The 14,307-nt window shown below is 67.1% G+C and carries 14 protein-coding genes; 5 read left to right on the forward strand and 9 right to left on the reverse strand.

Annotated elements, in window-relative coordinates:
- Positions 1 to 51: 51 nt before the first annotated feature.
- The gene (alaS, locus tag H2037_RS14205; protein ID WP_292123304.1) at positions 52 to 2,712 is read left to right on the forward strand and encodes an alanine--tRNA ligase; all 2,661 of its coding nucleotides are present in this window, start codon (positions 52 to 54) and stop codon (positions 2,710 to 2,712) included.
- A 15-nt stretch (positions 2,713 to 2,727) separates the two neighbouring features.
- Here alaS and H2037_RS14210 read toward each other — a convergent pair whose 3' ends face one another.
- From H2037_RS14210 to H2037_RS14220, 3 genes are all read right to left on the reverse strand, one after another.
- On the reverse strand, positions 2,728 to 3,282 hold the full coding sequence (locus H2037_RS14210) for a DUF2939 domain-containing protein (protein ID WP_292123306.1): 555 nt from the start codon (positions 3,280 to 3,282) through the stop codon (positions 2,728 to 2,730).
- 34 nt (positions 3,283 to 3,316) lie between these two features.
- Positions 3,317 to 3,907 carry a DUF2939 domain-containing protein gene (locus H2037_RS14215; protein WP_292123308.1) on the reverse strand — a complete coding sequence of 197 codons (591 nt, stop codon included), beginning with the start codon at positions 3,905 to 3,907 and terminating at the stop codon, positions 3,317 to 3,319.
- 129 nt (positions 3,908 to 4,036) lie between these two features.
- Positions 4,037 to 5,257, reverse strand: a complete 1,221-nt coding sequence (locus H2037_RS14220; protein WP_292123310.1) for an NADP-dependent isocitrate dehydrogenase — start codon at positions 5,255 to 5,257, stop codon at positions 4,037 to 4,039.
- A 186-nt stretch (positions 5,258 to 5,443) separates the two neighbouring features.
- On the opposite strand from H2037_RS14220, the gene H2037_RS14225 reads away from it, so the two are divergent.
- The 3 genes from H2037_RS14225 to H2037_RS14235 are packed head-to-tail and all read left to right on the forward strand — an operon-like array spanning position 5,444 to position 6,688.
- The gene (locus H2037_RS14225) at positions 5,444 to 5,611 is read left to right on the forward strand and encodes a hypothetical protein (RefSeq protein WP_292123312.1); all 168 of its coding nucleotides are present in this window, start codon (positions 5,444 to 5,446) and stop codon (positions 5,609 to 5,611) included.
- Positions 5,575 to 5,787, forward strand: a complete 213-nt coding sequence (locus H2037_RS14230; protein ID WP_292123314.1) for a DUF2945 domain-containing protein — start codon at positions 5,575 to 5,577, stop codon at positions 5,785 to 5,787. The genes H2037_RS14225 and H2037_RS14230 overlap by 37 nt, the downstream gene beginning before the upstream one ends.
- Positions 5,768 to 6,688, forward strand: a complete 921-nt coding sequence (locus tag H2037_RS14235) for an NAD(P)/FAD-dependent oxidoreductase (protein WP_292123316.1) — start codon at positions 5,768 to 5,770, stop codon at positions 6,686 to 6,688. The genes H2037_RS14230 and H2037_RS14235 overlap by 20 nt, the downstream gene beginning before the upstream one ends.
- Positions 6,689 to 6,696: 8 nt before the next feature.
- Here H2037_RS14235 and H2037_RS14240 read toward each other — a convergent pair whose 3' ends face one another.
- A complete protein-coding gene (locus tag H2037_RS14240; protein WP_292123317.1) occupies positions 6,697 to 8,529 on the reverse strand; it encodes a DUF885 family protein in 1,833 nt (610 codons plus the stop codon).
- A 215-nt stretch (positions 8,530 to 8,744) separates the two neighbouring features.
- Positions 8,745 to 10,094, reverse strand: coding sequence for a phosphoglucosamine mutase (gene glmM / locus H2037_RS14245; RefSeq protein ID WP_292123319.1), 1,350 nt, complete (start codon positions 10,092 to 10,094; stop codon positions 8,745 to 8,747).
- Between the two features lie 165 nt (positions 10,095 to 10,259).
- On the opposite strand from glmM, the gene glmS reads away from it, so the two are divergent.
- Positions 10,260 to 12,074 (forward strand): glutamine--fructose-6-phosphate transaminase (isomerizing), encoded by a 1,815-nt coding sequence (gene glmS / locus H2037_RS14250; protein WP_292123321.1) that lies wholly within the window; start codon positions 10,260 to 10,262, stop codon positions 12,072 to 12,074.
- Here the strand turns inward: glmS and H2037_RS14255 are convergent.
- The 4 genes from H2037_RS14255 to H2037_RS14270 form a co-directional block, all read right to left on the reverse strand.
- Positions 12,035 to 12,715 carry a helix-turn-helix domain-containing protein gene (locus H2037_RS14255; RefSeq protein WP_292123323.1) on the reverse strand — a complete coding sequence of 227 codons (681 nt, stop codon included), beginning with the start codon at positions 12,713 to 12,715 and terminating at the stop codon, positions 12,035 to 12,037. The genes glmS and H2037_RS14255 overlap by 40 nt on opposite strands.
- Positions 12,716 to 12,767: 52 nt before the next feature.
- Positions 12,768 to 13,511, reverse strand: a complete 744-nt coding sequence (locus H2037_RS14260) for a Crp/Fnr family transcriptional regulator (protein WP_292123326.1) — start codon at positions 13,509 to 13,511, stop codon at positions 12,768 to 12,770.
- Complete coding sequence (locus tag H2037_RS14265; protein WP_292123328.1) at positions 13,508 to 13,771, reverse strand: hypothetical protein; 264 nt, start codon at positions 13,769 to 13,771, stop codon at positions 13,508 to 13,510. The genes H2037_RS14260 and H2037_RS14265 overlap by 4 nt, the downstream gene beginning before the upstream one ends.
- Before the next feature lie 158 nt (positions 13,772 to 13,929).
- Positions 13,930 to 14,307, reverse strand: a 378-nt coding sequence (locus tag H2037_RS14270) for a hypothetical protein (protein WP_292123330.1), incomplete at its 5' end; no start/stop codon positions are given.

The following is a 14,307-nucleotide window of genomic DNA, read 5'->3' on the forward strand; positions in this document are numbered from 1 at the left end:
CCCTATATGACGCCGGTTCCTTAGCGACCGCCCAGCCGAAGACACGCCCAAATGCCCAGCCTGAACGAGATCCGCGCCACCTATCTGAACTTCTTCGCGGCCGACGGCCACGAGAAGGTGCACTCGGCTCCGCTGGTGCCGCAGAACGATCCGACCCTGCTGTTCGTCAACGCCGGCATGGTGCCGTTCAAGGACTATTTCACCGGCGCGTCCAAGCCGCCCTATCCCCGCGCCACCAGCTCGCAGAAATGCGTCCGCGCCGGGGGCAAGCACAATGACCTGGACAATGTCGGCTACACCGCCCGCCACCTGACCTTCTTCGAGATGCTGGGGAATTTCTCCTTCGGCGACTATTTCAAGGAACACGCCATCGACCGGGCGTGGAAACTGGTGACGCAGGAGTTCGGCCTGGACGCCAAACGCCTGTTGGTCACCGTCTATATCGACGACGACGAGGCGGCGGCGATCTGGAAGAAGGTCACCGGCTTCGGCGACGACAAGATCATCCGCATCGCCGGCAGCGACAACTTCTGGGCCATGGGCGACAGCGGTCCCTGCGGTCCCTGCACCGAAATCTTCTGGGATCACGGCGACAAGATCGCCGGCGGCCCTCCCGGTTCGCCTGACGAGGACGGTGATCGCTATGTCGAGATCTGGAACAACGTCTTCATGCAGTTCGAGAAGGAGAACGATCAGATCGTTCGCAACCTTCCCAAGCCCAGCGTGGACACCGGCATGGGGCTGGAGCGGATCACCACCGTGCTCCAGGGCGTGCATTCGGTGTTCGAGACCGACCTGTTCAAGACCCTGATCGCCGCCTCGGAAGACGCCACCTCGACCAAGTCGGACGGCGAGCGCGCCGCCAGCCACCGGGTCATCGCCGACCACCTGCGTTCGTCCTCCTTCCTGATCGCCGACGGCGTCACCCCGTCGAACGAGGGCCGGGGCTATGTGCTGCGCCGGATCATGCGCCGCGCCATGCGCCACGCCCACCTGCTGGGCGCCGCCGATCCGCTGATGCACCGTCTGGTCCCGACCCTGGTAGCCCAGATGGGCGACGCCTATCCGGAACTGGCCCGCGCCCAGCCCTTCATCGAGGATACGCTGAAACAGGAAGAGGTGCGTTTCCGCACCACGCTCGGCCGGGGCATGGCCCTGTTCGACACGGCGGTTCAGGGCTTCCGTCCCGGCGACATGCTGGACGGCCAGACCGCCTTCACCCTGTCCGACACCTATGGCTTCCCGCTGGACCTGACCCAGGACGAGGCCCGTCGTCGCGGCTTCTCGGTCAATGTCGATGGCTTCGAATCCGCCATGGCCGAACAGCGCCAGCGTTCGCGCGAACACTGGAAGGGCTCGGGCCAGACCGCCAACACCAATGAATGGCTGGCCATCCGCGACCGCATGGGTCCGACCGTCTTCACCGGCTATGACAACATCGAGGGCTCGGGCGAGGTCCTGGCCCTGATGAACGGCGGCGCACCCGTAGAGACGGCCGAGGCCGGCGAGATCGTCGAGATCCTGTTCGACAACACCCCCTTCTACGCCGAAAGCGGCGGCCAGACCGGGGATCAAGGCACGCTGGAATGGCCGGGCGGCGAGGCGGAAGTGCTGGACGTCAAGAAACACGCTGGCGACCTGCACGTCCTGTCGGTCCAGATCACGGCCGGAACGCTGCAGATCGGCGCCCGCGTCGCCCAACTGGTGGACGCCGACAAGCGTATGACCACCCGCGCCAACCACTCGGCCGCCCACCTGCTGCACACGGCCCTGAAGAATGTGCTTGGCCCGGCGGTCGCCCAGAAGGGCCAGCTGGTCGATGCCGAGCGCGCCCGTTTCGACTTCAGCCACGGAGCCCCCGTGACCGAGGACGAGCTGGCCGCCATCGAGGCCGAGGTCAACGCCGTGATCCGTCAGAACGTCCCGGCGGAAACCAAGCTGATGGCCCCTCAGGACGCCATTGAGGCCGGCGCCATCGCCCTGTTCGGGGAGAAATACGGCGACGAAGTCCGGGTTCTGACCCTGGGCCGCTCGCTGGTCAGCGATAACGCCCCCTATTCGGTCGAACTGTGCGGCGGCACCCACGTGGCCCGCACCGGCGACATCGGCCTGTTCAAGGTGGTTCAGGAAACCGGCGTCGCCGCCGGCGTCCGCCGCATCGAGGCCCTGACCGGCGAGGCGGCCCGCCTCTATCTGGAAGCCCAGGCCAAGGTCACGCGCGGCCTGGCCCGCGACTTCAAGATCCAGACCCAGGACGTCCCCGGCCGGGTCGAGGCCCTGCAGGGTTCGGTCAAGACGCTGGAGAAACAGGTCGCCGAACTGAAGAAGCAACTGGCTCTGGGCGGCGGTTCGGGCGCGTCCGCCGCGCCGGAAGAGATCGGCGGGATCAAGCTGATGGCCCGCGTTCTGGACGGGGTCGACGGCAAGGGTCTGCGCGGCGTGGCCGAGGACTTCCGCAAACAGGTCGGAACCGGCGTCGTCGCCCTGATCGGCGTGACCGAGGGCAAGGCCGCCGTCACCGTCGCCGTCACCTCCGACCTTGCCGGGACCGGGGCCGACCGGATCAGCGCCGCCGATCTGGCCCGCGCGGCGGTCCTGGCCATGGGCGGTCAGGGCGCGGGCGGCAAGCCGGACTTCGCCCAAGGCGGCGCCCCTGACGGTTCCAAGGCCGAGGACGGTCTGGCGGCGGTGCGTGCGGCCCTCGCGGGCTGAAGCCCGCCCGGATACCTAGCCCATCGGATCCGGCGTCAGGTCCACCCCGGTCAGTTGCCAGCCGAACAGGCCCCGCCGCTCCAGGATCAGAACCAGGGCGTCGTCGGGCCGGTCGTCGCGTGTCAGGGTCACGGCGAAGGCGTTGATCCCGCGATAGGCCCAGGACTGATGAATTCGATCCTTGGGCGTCGCGGGCGTGTCCGTCGGCGGAACCGGCCGTTCCGGGCGAGGCTTCTCGCCTGAGCGCACCATGGCGGCGATGGCCTGGGGGGTGACGAAGCCGTCGACCGCCCCCTCGACCAGCGATGGCGCCAGCAACATGCCCAGGGCCGCCATGCCGGTGTCGTCTCCGGCGCGGCGGCGGATTTCCAAGGCCGCGCGGGCGTTCAGTTCGGTCTTCAGACTGGCGCGGAAGGCGGGAAAGTCGACGTAGCGCTCCAGCCCCGCCTGATCCCCCGTCCGCGCCGCCCGGATCAGGCCCTGGGCCGCGACGAAGGGCGAGACGAAACAGGCGATCAGCAGGCCGGCCACGACGGCGACCAGTAGTCCGGTAACGATCTTGCGGGTCATGACGCGTCCACGCCCGTCCAACGCTGGACCGGGGTCACGAGGCGCCCTTGGCCTTTGCCGCAGGCGGAGGCGCCGGCGGCGGTGGAGGCGCGGCCCCGTCCGGCAGACCGATCTGGACCAGTTTCCACTCGAACGGACCCCGTCGCTCGAAGGTGAAGACGGTGCGCGATCCGCCCTGGTCCTCGACGGCCATCCGCGCCCGGTTGACGCTCCAGAAGACCGGGCGCGGCCAGGGCTCGGCCGCCTCGGCCTCGGTCTGAATCGTCGTCCTCAGGCTGGCGTAACGCCCCTCGCCCCGCATGAGGGCGGCCAGGGCGGCGGGGGTCAGATAGGCGTCGACGTCGGGCGCGCGAACGACCGGATTCTGTTCGAGCTGACGCCGGACCGCGCCGATCGGATCCTCGAGGAAGGAGGGCGCCGGCGCCAAGGCTTCGGGCCGCCCGGTCAGTTGCGGCCGCAACGACTGACGCACCGCCGGGAAGTCGATCAACCGGGCCAGCCCCTGCACATCGCTGGCCTCCGCCGCCGAGCGGATGGCGAAGAAGCCCACGGCCGGCGCCGCGAAGAAGGCGACCACCGCCACCACGATCGCCAGGATCAGAAGATTGCCAAACAGTCGTTTCAAGTCGCTTCCCCAAGGTCGAGCCGATCATGCATGCCCGTGACGACGACGCAATGAAAAGCCCCGCCGGATCGTTCCGGCGGGGCTTTATTCTCGGCTGTCCGCCACGCTTCGCGCGGCTTCGAGACGGGCTTAGCCGGCGTCCGGCAGGGCCGCCTGCAGGTTCTCGGCGACCTTGTCGAGGAAGCCCTCGGTGGTCAGCCAGCCCTGCTGGTCGCCGACCAGAAGCGCCAGGTCCTTGGTCATGTAACCGGCCTCGACGGTGTCGACGACGACCTTTTCCAAGGTCTCGGCGAAGACGCCCAGGGCCGCGTTGTCGTCCAGCTTGGCGCGGTGTTTGAAGCCGCGGGTCCAGGCGAAGATCGAGGCGATCGAGTTGGTCGAGGTGGCCTCGCCCTTCTGATGCTGGCGGTAGTGGCGGGTCACGGTGCCGTGGGCGGCCTCGGTCTCCAGCACCTTGCCGTCCGGCGTCATCAGGACCGAGGTCATCAGGCCCAGCGAGCCGAAGCCCTGGGCCACGACGTCGGATTGGACGTCGCCGTCATAGTTCTTGCACGCCCAGACGAAGCCGCCCGACCATTTCATCGCCGCCGCGACCATGTCGTCGATCAGACGGTGCTCATAGGTCAGGCCGCGCGCCTTGAACTCGGCGGCGTAGTGGGCGTCGAAAATCTCCTGGAACAGGTCCTTGAAGCGGCCGTCGTAGGCTTTCAGGATGGTGTTCTTGGTCGACAGATAGACCGGATAGTTGCGCTGCAGGCCATAGGCGAAACTGGCGTGGGCGAACTCGCGGATAGAATCGTCCTGATTGTACATGGCCATAGCCACGCCGGCGCCGGGGGCCTTGTAGACCTCGTGCTCGATCACTTCGCCGTCGTCGCCGACGAACTTGATCGTCAGGGTTCCCGGTCCCGGCATCAGGAAGTCGGTGGCCTTGTACTGGTCGCCGAAGGCGTGGCGGCCGACGACGATCGGCTGGGTCCAGCCCGGCACCAGGCGCGGCACATTCGAGCAGATGATCGGCTCGCGGAAGACCACGCCGCCCAGGATGTTGCGGATCGTGCCGTTGGGCGACTTCCACATCTTCTTCAGGCCGAACTCCTTCACCCGCGCCTCGTCCGGGGTGATGGTGGCGCATTTCACGCCGACGCCGTGCTTCTGGATCGCGTGGGCGGCGTCGATCGTCACCTGGTCGTCGGTGGCGTCGCGGTGCTCCATGCCCAGGTCGTAATAGTCCAGCTCGAGATCCAGGAACGGGAAGACCAGCTTGTCCTTGATCATCTGCCAGATGATGCGGGTCATTTCGTCGCCGTCGATATCGACGATGGGGTTTTCGACCTTGATCTTGGCCATGCGTGAGGTCCGCCTCTGAAGCTTTGGGGGAAAGAATATCGTGGCGGGGATATAGCGGGACGACGCGCCTGCGCAAACCCCGGCTTCAGTCTGGTCCGTCTCTAAAAAAGCCCAAGGCCAAGCTGAACCGCCCGGCGCGCGACGCTTTATGCCTGGCTACCCCCCAGACAATGACGGACCCCGCGAATGACCCAGGATGAGCAGGCGCTTGTCGATAAATGGATCGCCGTATTCTGCGAGGCGCCCCCGATCGTCGATGCGGAACTGATGCGGAGCCTGATCGCTGAGCAGGAAGCCATCCTGAGGAGACCGGTCGTATGTCAGAGCAATCCTTCCGCCCCGGCGACCGTGTGAAATGGGATCACAGCCAAGGGACGACGACGGGCAAGGTCGTCAAGAAGGTCGTCTCTCCGATACGCATCAAGGATCACAAGGTCGCCGCGTCGCGAGATGATCCCGAGTTTCTCGTGGAGAGCGACAAGACCGGCGCCAAGGCGGCTCACCGGCCCGATGCCCTCCGCAAGCTTTGAACCCGAGGCCTTGATCGTCGGCGCCGGCCCGGCCGGACTGACGGCCGCCGCCTATCTGGGGCGGTTCAGACGGCGGACCCTGGTCGTCGACGCGGGCGATCCCCGCGCCTGCTGGATCCCGATCAGCCACAACATGCCGGGCTTTCCCGCAGGGGTGGCGGGGACCGACATCCTGCAGCGCATGCGCGATCAGGCGCTGGAATATGGTGCGGAGATCGTCTCCGGTCGTGTCGAGACCCTCACGCGAGACGGCGACGGTTTCACGGCCCAGATCGGCGGCCGGTCGATCCGGGCCCGGATCGCGCTTCTGGCGACCGGGGTCATCGACCATCATCCCGACCTGCCCGGCGTCGAGCGCGCGATCCAGCGGTCCCTGGTCCGCATCTGCCCGATCTGCGACGGCTATGAGGCGACGGACAAGGCGGTCGCGATCATCGGCCATGACGACAAGGGCGCGCGAGAAGCCGCCTTCATGCGCACCTATTCCGAGCGGGTGACGCTGATCCATGTCGGTCCGGCGTCGGCCCTGACCCGGCACGACGAACTGGACCGGCTGGGCGTCGAACTGATCCTCGCTCCGATCGAGGCCGTCTCCATCGAACAGGACCGGGTCACGGCCCTGACCTGGGGCGGTCGCGCCCGTGGTTTTGACCTTGTCTATTCGGCGCTGGGCACGTCCCCCAACGCCGAACTGGCTCAGACGATGGGCGCCCAGCTCGCCGACGACGGCCGGCTGGAGGTCGATCTGCACCAGGGAACCAGCGTGCCGGGCCTCTATGCCGCCGGCGATGTGGTGCGCGGCCTGAATCAGATCGCCGTCGCCACCGCAGAGGCCGCCGTCGCCGCCACCGACATGCACAACCGGCTGCGGCGGATCGACGGCCTGACGGTGTCGGACTAGGCCTGGGCCTAGGCCTGGGTCGCGATCCAGCCGTCCACGATCCGCTCCAGCACCGACAGGGGCACGCCGCCGGTGGCCAGGGCCGTGTCGTGGAAACCCTTCAGGTCGAACCGATCGCCCAGCGTCGTCTTGGCCTTTTCGCGCAACCGGACCCATTCGTTGTGACCGACCTTGTAGGCGCAGGCCTGGCCCGGCCAACCGCAATAGCGTTCGACCTCGGACACGGCCGCGCCCTCCTGGTCGCCATAGGCCTCCATCATGTACTGGATGCCCTGTTCGCGGCTCCAGCCCTTGGAGTGGATGCCGGTATCGACCACCAGGCGGGCGGCGCGGAACATCAGCGACTGGATATAGCCGATCTGGCCCACCGGATCGTTCTCATAGGCGCCCAGTTCGTCGGCCAGCTGTTCGGAGTATAGCCCCCAGCCTTCGACATAGCTGGAAAAGCCCAGCAGGTTCATCAGCTTCGGCGCCGCCGCGCTCTCCTGTTGCAGGCTGATCTGCAGATGGTGGCCGGGCGCGGCCTCGTGATAGGTCAGGGTCGGCAGGGTCCAGGACGGCCATTCCGACGTGTCCTTCAGATTGATCCAGTAGATGCCGGGCCGCGACCCATCCAGACTGGGCGAGTTGTAATAGCCCATCGGCGCGCCGGCCTCGATCTCGGGAGGGACCCGCTTGATCTGGACCGTGGCCTTGGGCAGGCGGCCGAAGGCGTTGGGCAGACGGGCCTGCATGTCGGCCATCTGGGCGTTCAGCTTCTCGATCAGCTCGGCCTTGCCGGCGTCGGTGTTCGGATAGACGTACTGGGGATCTTCGCCGAGGGCCCGAATTCGCTCCGCAACCGTCCCCTGCGTCAGGCCTTGGGTCTTCAGCAGGCCGTCGGCGCGGGCGGTCAGTTCGGCCATCTGTTCGCGGCCGGTGCGATGGATCTCGTCCGCCGTCAGCCGGGTGGTGGTGATGTAGCGCAGGCTGTTGGCGTAATACTGCTGGCCCTGGGGCAGGCGCCGCACCGAGGCCTCGTGACCCGCGCGCGGCAGGGCAGCCTTCAGCAGGGCGTTCTGCGCCGCCAGGGCCGGATAGACCTTCTGGCTCAACAGGGCTTCGACCTGGGCGCCCCAGTCGCCGGTCAATCCCTTCTGGCCGCTCCGATCCACGACCGAGGCGACCATCGGCGAGGCGGCGGCGGCCGTGCCCAGGATTCCGTCCTGCTGGCGGATGGCCTTGGCCAGGATGAAGTCGGGCGGGATGACGCCCAGGGCGTAGTCCTCGCGCAGTCGCTCGGTCTCGGCGCTCAGCACGTCGGCGAAGGCGGCGATCCGGGACACATAGGCATCGGCGTCGGCCGCCGTCTCGATCGTGTGCTGGTTGGCGAGGAAGTCCGGCGTCGACTGATAGGCCCCGCCCTGCTGGCTGACCCGATACGGATTGGGCCAGCCGCCCTGGCCGTAGGGGATGGCGAAGGTGGCGATGACCCCGTCCAGATTATCGGCGATGGTATCGTAATAGACGCCGTCCTGGGCGTCCATCGACGACCGGTCGAGCGCGCTCAAGGCCGCGCGCTGGGCCTTGGTGAAGGCGCGGAATTTTTCCTCGTTCGCCAGGGTCGGGACCGTCAGCTGCGACTTGGTGGCGGCGCGCGGACCTTTGTCCAGACCGAAGGCGGTGACCGCTTCCGGGCTCAGGTCCAGGGTCTGCTCGAAGGCCTGGTCCATATAGGTCGCCAGCGCGGCCTTGGCCGCGGCGGCGTCGCCGGCCGCACCGTGGGCGAAGGCGGGTCCGCCCGCAGCGGCGAGGCCCGCGCCGGCGGCGGCGGACAGGAGAAGACGGCGACGGTCGATCATGGTGGAGCCCCCTGCGATAATGTCAGCCCGCAGTGGAGCCCCGCTCGCGCTATCCGGCAAGTGAAATCGCGGACAGGGACAAGGCTAGACCGGTCTCCTCCCCGCTTCGCGGGGAGGTGGCGCGACGCGCCTTCGGGTCGTGACGGAGGGGCTCTTCACCGCGTCGCCAGCGTCCGTAGGAGTTGCCCCCCGCAAGAGGAAGGAGACGGCGACGCCTACCCTGCCGCCTTCACCGCCGCGGACACGTCCGACACCACCCGTTTCACCAGGGCCTCGTCGTCGCCCTCGGCCATGACGCGGATCAGTCTCTCGGTGCCCGACGGGCGGACCAGCAACCGGCCCGCGCCGTTCAGCGCGGCCTCGGCCTCGGCGATTGCAGCCTTGACCTTGTCGCTGTCCAGCGGCTTGCCGGCGGCGTAGCGGACATTCTCCAGCCGCTGCGGGACCGGATCGAACTGGCGCGCCAGCTCGCTCATCGGCTTCCCGGATTCGACCAGGACGGCCAGCACCTGAAGCGCCGCCATCAGGCCGTCGCCGGTCGTGGCGTGGTCATGCAGGATGATATGGCCCGACTGTTCGCCGCCGATGTTGAAGCCGCCCTCGCGCATCCGCTCCATCACATAGCGGTCGCCGACCTTGGTCCGCTCCAGCGTCAGTCCCTCGGCCTTCAGCTTACGCTCGAGCCCCAGGTTGGACATGACGGTGGCGACCACGCCGCCGCCCGCCAGTCGCCCGCGCCTGGCCCAGTCCAGCCCGACCAGGGCCATGATCTGGTCGCCGTCCACCACCTGGCCCTTCTCGTCGCAGATGATCAGCCGGTCGGCGTCGCCGTCCAGGGCGATGCCGATGTCGGCCCGGTAGCGTTTGACCGCCTCGATCAGAGTTTGGGGATGCGTCGAACCGCACTCCGCATTGATATTGGTTCCATTGGGGGTGACGCCCACGGGGAAGACTTCGGCGCCCAGTTCGAACAGGGTGGTGGGCGCGACCTTGTAGCCGGCGCCGTTTGCGCAATCCACGGCGATCCGCAGGCCCTGCAGGGTCAGCTTCTTGGGGAAGGCCTGTTTGGCGATCTCGATATAGCGGGCCTGGGCGTCGTCGATGCGTTTGACGCGACCCAGCTTGTTCGACGGCGCCAGCCCCTGGTCCAGACCGTCGTCCATCAGGGCCTCGATCTTCAGCTCGATCTCATCCGACAGCTTGTAGCCGTCCGGCCCGAACAGCTTGATCCCGTTGTCGGCATAGTCGTTGTGCGACGCCGAGATCATCACCCCCAGGTCGGCGCGCATCGACCGGGTCAGCATGGCCACGCCCGGCGTCGGCACCGGGCCGAAAGTCCGCACGTCCATGCCCACCGAGGCGAAGCCGGCGACCAGGGCCGGCTCGATCGTATAGCCGGACAGGCGCGTGTCCTTGCCGATCACCACCAGATGGCGCCGGTCGTCGCCGGTGCGGAACAGTTTCCCCGCAGCCAGGCCCACGCGCAGCGCCACCTCGGCCGTCATCGGATAGGTGTTGGCGCGCCCGCGAATACCGTCGGTGCCGAAATATTTCCTGTCGCCCAAGGCGTCGTCCTTCGTGTCGGGTAACGTTCCGAAACCCCTTTTTTGATGCGGTCCGCCTTAAGATTGCATAGACGGCCGATGGGGCTCGATGCGTGGCTTAGCCCCGGATCGCCGCCAGTGCAAAGCGGCGCCCCTCTGTTCCCCTCGTCTGCGGAGTTCCAGCCCATGTGCGGCATCATCGGCGTCACCGGCAATGGACCCGTCGTTCCCCGGCTGATCGACAGTCTGAAACGGCTGGAATATCGCGGCTATGACTCCGCCGGGGTCGCCGCCGTGGTGGACGGCTCGGTCGAACGTCGCCGCGCCCAGGGCAAGATCCGCAATTTGGAAGCCGTCCTGGTCGAAGACCCGCTGAAGGCCACCGTCGGCATCGGCCACACCCGCTGGGCCACTCACGGCGCCCCGACCACGGCCAACGCCCACCCGCACAAGGCCGGCCGCGTCACCCTGGTCCACAACGGCATCATCGAAAACTTCGCCGAGCTGAAGGCCGAACTGGCCGCCGAGGGCCATGTCTTTGAAAGCCAGACCGACACCGAGGTCATCGCCCATCTGCTGGACGCCGAGCTGAACACTGGCCGGGCGCCGCTGGAGGCCTTCAAGGTCACGCTGGACCGGCTGACCGGCGCCTATGCCCTGGCGGTGCTGATCGACGGCGAGGACGATCTGATCCTGGGCGCCCGTCGCGGCAGCCCCCTGGTGGTCGGCTGGGGCGAGGACGAGATGTATCTGGGCTCCGACGCCCTGGCTGTCGGCCCCTTCACCCAGAAGATCTCCTATCTGGAAGAGGGCGACTATGTCGCCGTGACCAAGTCCGGCGCCCAGATGTTCGACGTGTCCGGCCGCCCGGTCGATCGGGCTGTGGTCCAGGTCTCGGCCTCCTCGGCCATGGTCGAAAAGGGCGAATACCGCCACTTCATGGAAAAGGAGATCCATGAACAGCCCGACAGCGTCCAGCATACCCTGTCGGAATATCTCGACCTGGTGACCGGCAAGGCCAAGCCCCAGGCCATCGACTTCGCCGCCCTGGACCGGATTCAGATCGTCGCCTGCGGCACCGCCTTCTACGCCGGCCAGATCGGCCGCTACGCCTTCGAGAAGCTGGCGGGCCTGCCGTGCGACGTCGAGATCGCGTCCGAGTTCCGCTACCGCTCCCCGGCCGTGTCGCAAAGGACGCTGGCGGTCGCCGTCAGCCAGTCCGGCGAGACCGCCGACACCCTGGCCAGCCTGACCTGGTGCAAGGCGCAAGGGTTGAAGACCGCCGCCGTGGTCAATGTCCATTCCTCGTCCATGGCGCGCGAGGCCGAGGTGCTGTGGCCGACCCACGCCGGGCCCGAGATCGGCGTCGCCTCGACCAAGGCCTTCACCGCCCAGGTCGCCGCCCTGCTGGCCCTGGCTGTCGCCGCCGGCGTGGCTCGCGGCCGGATCGACGCGATCCAAGAGGCCGAACTGGTCAAGGCCCTGTTCGAAAGCCCCCGCCTGATCGCTGACGCCCTGCGTATGGACGAGAGCATCCGCGCCGTCGTTCAGGACCTGGCCAAGGCCGACGACGTCCTGTTCCTGGGCCGGGGCGCCATGTTCCCTCTCGCCATGGAGGGCGCGCTGAAGCTGAAGGAGATCAGCTATATCCACGCAGAGGGCTATGCCGCCGGCGAGCTGAAGCACGGCCCCATCGCCCTGATCGACGAAGATACCCCCACCATCGCCCTGGCTCCCCTGGACGACGTTTTCGAGAAGACCGCGTCAAACCTGCAGGAGGTGGCGGCGCGCGGCGGCCCGGTCATCATGATCGCGCCGGAACAGGCCCCCGATCCCCACGGCGCCGGCATCCGCCGCATCCATGCGCCCGACTGCCACCCGCTGATCGCGCCCCTGGTCTACGCCGTGCCGGTCCAGCTGCTGGCCTATTACACCGCCGTCCAGAAGGGGACGGACGTCGATCAGCCGCGCAACCTGGCCAAGTCCGTCACGGTGGAGTGAAGCCCGCCCTCGCGCGCCGGACCGACGGCCGCTCTTGCCAGGGCGTCGATATCGCAGAGACTGATCGACGCCCGGCCGACGCGGATCGCGCCGGTCGCCTGCAGTTCGCCGCCCGCTGTGGAAATCCCCGCGCGGCGCACGGCCAGCAGATCGGCGATATCGCTCTGACGCAGCGGTATTTCCGTAGCCTCGCTTAGGGCGTGAATATCCAGCAGGAGCGAGGCGAGCCGTTCGGTGACCCGGCCCCGCGCCTGGCGCACCACCTCGGCCTTGGCCGCCTCCATCCGACCTCGAAGGTCCGCCATGGCAGTCTCGACCAGGATACCAGGATCGATCGTCGCGATCAGACGGTCGGCCGGAATAGCGGCCTGTCGGCCGTGGGTCAGCCACAGACCTTCCTCTTGCGCGGCCCCTCCGGCGACGGCGTCGAAATTCAGCAGATCACCGGGACCGGCGAGACCCAGGCACAAGGGGCCGCCCCCTCGCCGCGCCACCGCGCCCTCAAGCACCAGGGTGACCAATGGCCGGCCGTCCTGAAGCGAATGGACACGAGCGCCCGGAAAGACCCGCTGGTCACCCGGATCAATCCCTTGGACCGCCAGTTGGGACAGCAGGACGCGCGCGAGATTCGATTCGGACATGAGGCGGATCAAACCCAGGGCGGAGCCCTGCGCGATAACATGGGTTAATCCCTCAGACCGGCTCGTTCTGGAGGCGCAAATAGGTGGCGTCGAACTCGGCGATCTCGGCCAGCCTGTGCCAGTTCACGATCTCCACCTGGCCGCCGGTCCAGTTGACGACGCCCTCGCCGCGAAGCTCGGTGACGAGCCGGCTGACATGGACGGTCGACAGGCCCAGAGCGTCGCCGAGCACGGCCTGGGTCAAGGGCAGTTCGAACCGCATCCCGTCCGCCAGACCCACGGCCTGGAGGCGCAGATAGAGTTCGCACACCAGATGGGCGAGATGGCCCAGGCCGCTGCGCCGCCCCATGGCCACCAGCCACTGGCGGTGAATGGCTGCGTCGACGATGGTGTCCAGCCACAGCAGCCGCATCAGATGCGGCTGGGTTTCCGTCAGCCTGATCAACTTGGCATGGGGCGCGGAGGCGACGACGCAGTCGCTCAGGGCCACCACTCCATGGTCCATCTGTTTCATCAGCAGACTGTGCAGGTCGATGAAGTCGCCGGGCACATTGATCTCGGTGATCTGACGCGACCCGTCGGCAAGGGTGCTGTACCGGGCAGAAAAGCCCGAGATCAGCAGGGTGGAATGCAGCGGGTGCTCGTGCTGACTCACGATGTCGGCCCCGAAGCGAACGTCCCTCGACGGCCCCAGCATGTCCTGCAGCGCCTCGGCCTCGGCCGCCGTGACTGCATCGCGCCGGGCCAGTTTTTCGACCAGGTTGGTGATCTGCGGCTTCACCGGATTGGTGTTCATGCGCCGGCCTTCTTCAGCTTCCAGCCCTCTGGCGGCTTGTCGGAGGCCCTGGCCGTGACGCTGACCACGGCCTGGCCGGCGTCATCGGTGACGATTACGCTGAAGGAGCCGGTGGTCCAGAAGGCCGAGCCGCGATAACGCAGAATCTCGCCCAGTACGGTGACAGCCTCCTCGCGGGCGGCCTCAACATCGGGCAATTCCTCGCCCTGGTCGTCACGAATGCGATCACCGTTCTCGGTGTGGAAATAATAATGCGGCAATCGGGCCTCCAGCGTCAGGTCTGGATGAAGCGGTCGTCACGCCGATTGGTTCAGATCAGGATCCTGTGGTCAGAAGTCGCTGACCTCTGTCCACAGGGTCTGAGCATTTCCGCGCGCGGCGCCCATTCCAGACACTCGTCGAAGCGGCGCAGCGGAGGTCAGGTTTCCGACCGCTGGACGACGATGCCGAACGATGTAGTGGCGAAGCCGAATAGGGCGATTTTCAGCGACGGTTCTTCCGAGTAGGGGGCGATGTCGATGTAGTTGTCGATCAAACCATTGCCCGGCTCAAATGATAGGGGCGCCATACGGTGACCCTTTTTCGCCAATCTGGCCGCAAGAGACTCGAAATCTCGACGGCGAAATAGAACCGTGCCGGCGTCGTCAACCGTCGCGTCGTTAGAAAACAGGTTATACTCTGTTGTGTGGATCGCCCAGCCGCCAGTGACCTGCCCCTGAGTTTTCATCCAGCGGCGACCCGAGTCCCGGCGTTTGTTACGCTTCTCAGCGCGGTGTGAGCAACAGGCCGGGCCGCG

Source organism: Brevundimonas sp., from assembly GCF_013912065.1.
Taxonomy (GTDB): Bacteria; Pseudomonadota; Alphaproteobacteria; order Caulobacterales; family Caulobacteraceae; genus Brevundimonas.

Coding starts and splice junctions, on each gene's coding strand:
- alaS (WP_292123304.1), top strand. CDS start 52: ATGCCCAGCCTGAACGAGATCCGCGCCACCTATCTGAACTTCTTCGCG.
- H2037_RS14210 (WP_292123306.1), bottom strand. CDS start 3,282: ATGACCCGCAAGATCGTTACCGGACTACTGGTCGCCGTCGTGGCCGGC.
- H2037_RS14220 (WP_292123310.1), bottom strand. CDS start 5,257: ATGGCCAAGATCAAGGTCGAAAACCCCATCGTCGATATCGACGGCGAC.
- H2037_RS14225 (WP_292123312.1), top strand. CDS start 5,444: ATGACCCAGGATGAGCAGGCGCTTGTCGATAAATGGATCGCCGTATTC.
- H2037_RS14230 (WP_292123314.1), top strand. CDS start 5,575: ATGTCAGAGCAATCCTTCCGCCCCGGCGACCGTGTGAAATGGGATCAC.
- H2037_RS14235 (WP_292123316.1), top strand. CDS start 5,768: ATGCCCTCCGCAAGCTTTGAACCCGAGGCCTTGATCGTCGGCGCCGGC.
- H2037_RS14240 (WP_292123317.1), bottom strand. CDS start 8,529: ATGATCGACCGTCGCCGTCTTCTCCTGTCCGCCGCCGCCGGCGCGGGC.
- glmS (WP_292123321.1), top strand. CDS start 10,260: ATGTGCGGCATCATCGGCGTCACCGGCAATGGACCCGTCGTTCCCCGG.
- H2037_RS14255 (WP_292123323.1), bottom strand. CDS start 12,715: ATGTCCGAATCGAATCTCGCGCGCGTCCTGCTGTCCCAACTGGCGGTC.
- H2037_RS14260 (WP_292123326.1), bottom strand. CDS start 13,511: ATGAACACCAATCCGGTGAAGCCGCAGATCACCAACCTGGTCGAAAAA.